Origin of the sequence: Veillonella sp. CAG:933 (assembly GCF_000431435.1) — a bacterium.
In the GTDB taxonomy this organism is placed as follows: domain Bacteria; phylum Bacillota; class Negativicutes; order Veillonellales; family Veillonellaceae; genus Veillonella_A.
Genome location: NZ_HF986217.1, coordinates 4,556 through 6,936 on the forward strand (window position 1 = coordinate 4,556; position 2,381 = coordinate 6,936).

Annotated in this window: 3 protein-coding genes; all 3 read left to right on the forward strand. The window is 45.7% G+C overall.

The features are described 5' to 3' along the window. The coding region (locus QZL64_RS09575; RefSeq protein ID WP_296309516.1) for an NAD(P)/FAD-dependent oxidoreductase at positions 1 to 1,225 on the forward strand (1,225 nt) is incomplete at its 5' end. Positions 1,226 to 1,250: 25 nt separating this feature from the next. After that, the gene (gene cmk, locus QZL64_RS09580) at positions 1,251 to 1,925 is read left to right on the forward strand and encodes a (d)CMP kinase (RefSeq protein ID WP_021841778.1); all 675 of its coding nucleotides are present in this window, start codon (positions 1,251 to 1,253) and stop codon (positions 1,923 to 1,925) included. 14 nt (positions 1,926 to 1,939) lie between these two features. Next, positions 1,940 to 2,381, forward strand: a 442-nt coding sequence (locus QZL64_RS09585) for a lysophospholipid acyltransferase family protein (protein ID WP_296309520.1), incomplete at its 3' end; no start/stop codon positions are given.

Sequence of the window (2,381 nt, forward strand, 5' to 3'; positions counted from 1 at the left end):
TGCAGCCGGTCTTATGGCAGCTACTATTGCCGCTCGTGAAGGCGCTAAAGTAACGTTAATCGAAAAAATGAACATGATAGGTAAAAAAATGGGGATTACCGGCAAAGGCCGTTGTAATATTACCAATGATGCTCCAATCAGTGATTTTATCGCCAAAACACCGGGGAACGGTAAGTTCCTCATGAGTGCCTATCAGCAGTTTGATAATCGCGATTTATTGGATTTACTCCATGAATGGAAGCTCGCCACTAAAGTAGAGCGCGGCGGCCGCGTTTTTCCGGTGTCCGACTCGGCTCTTGAAGTGCGCGATATGTTTATGCGAGTGTATAAAGGCTATGGCGGCATTTTACATTTAAATGAAGCCGTTAAGCATATTATTGTAAAAGACAATAAGGTCCAAGGCGTTGTAACCGATAAAGAAACCTATTATGGCGATGCCGTTATTCTGGCTACGGGTGGTTTATCCTATCCGCTTACCGGTTCTACCGGTGACGGCTATGCTATGGCCAAAGAGGTGGGCCATACGGTGACGGATTTACGTCCGTCATTGGTACCTTTGGAGACGAAGGAAGCGTGGGTTAAAGATTTAATGGGGTTAAGTCTTCGTAATGTGGAATTGTCGGCTGTGGCTAAAGATAAAGTGCAGGCTAAACAATTCGGTGAAATGATGTTTACTCATTTTGGCATTACCGGTCCAATCATATTATCTTTGAGTCATACGGTAGGTAAGCTAATGAAAAAAAAGAATGTAGGACCTATTCGACTCGAAATCAACTTGAAACCGGCGCTGACCATGGAGCAGCTGGATCAGCGTGTTCAGCGAGATTTTGTGACCTATTCCAAAAAACAATTGGCAAATGGTTTAAAAGACCTCTTACCACAGCGCTTAATTCCTGTTATTATAGAGTTAGCGAATCTTACGCCGGATAAATTTATTAATCAAATCAGCCGTGAAGAGCGCCAACGCTTAGTTCACGTGTTACAGCATATGCCTTTGACGTTTAAACAGATGCGACCTATTGCGGAAGCCATTGTAACGGCGGGCGGTATTTCGGTTAAGGAATTTGTACCGAAAACAATGGAATCTAAATTGATTTCAGGACTTTACGGTGCCGGTGAAGTATTGGATATAGATGCTTTTACAGGCGGCTTCAATTTGCAGGCGGCGTTTGCCACCGGCTATGTGGCGGCACAGCATGCCGTACATGGTGAAGCAGCCGACTAAGCATATTACGGAGAGGAGTTTTTTGATGAGTAAACAGCGTATTGCGGTAGCTGTTGACGGTCCTGCGGGGGCCGGTAAAAGTAGTATTTCTAAAGCCGTAGCCAAACAGCTTGGCTATTTATATATTGATACGGGGGCCATGTACCGGGCCGTTACGTGGGCTGTTTTAAAAGCCGGCGTAAATCCCACCGATGAGGCGGCGGTAGCAGCTTTATTGCCTGACTTGTCGCTACGCATGGAACCTACCGAAGATGCTTTCAAGGTGTTTGTGAATGGTGAGGATGTAACGTCCTTAATTCGCACGCAAGAGGTAAACGGTGCCGTATCACAAATTGCAGCCATTAAGGCTGTTCGCGACTTTTTAGTGGCACAGCAACGTGCCATGGCCAGTGCAGGGGGTGTTATATTAGACGGCCGTGATATCGGGTCGGTGGTTTTACCTAACGCGGAATTAAAAATTTATTTGACGGCATCCGTAGAAGCTCGCGCCAAACGGCGCTGGTTGGAAACGCCGGATAAAGAATCCGTATCCTTGGATACGATTAAAGAAAGTGTAATGGCACGCGATGAAATGGATACGAATCGCAAAGAATCACCCCTTGTATGTGTACCGGAAGCGATAGTTATCAATTCTGATAATTTATCTTTTGATGAAACCGCTGCTCGTATGGTACAATTGATTACGGCAACAGAAAAGTAAAGGAGAGCGTATTCATGGATAAATTTTCAGAATGTTTATGGCGCTCGGCTTTTGAAGTCGTATATGGTTGGATTTATAAAGCGGATGTGGTAGGTCGTGAGAACTTCCCTAAAGAAGGGCCGGTCATTGTGGCTCCCAATCACAAGAGCAACAACGATCCGTGCATCGTAGGGCGTGCACTGCCGCGCCATGTAAGCTTTATGGCCAAAGAAGAATTATTTAAAAATCCGATTTCCAATTTCTTTTGTCGCTGGTTGGGCGCGTTTCCTTTAAAACGTGGCGGCGTTGATAAAATCGCCATTCGCCATGCTATGGGATTATTAAAGAATAATTTAGTGCTCGGCATTTTTCCGGAAGGAACCCGGCAAAAGAAGGATAATACGTTGGGCCGATTCCATGACGGCGTAGCATCGATGGCGCTTCGTACGGGTGTACCCGTATTGCCGGTGGCTATTA

Excerpts from the sequence above, each read along its gene's own strand:
- cmk (WP_021841778.1), top strand. The coding sequence starts at position 1,251 with ATGAGTAAACAGCGTATTGCGGTAGCTGTTGACGGTCCTGCGGGGGCC.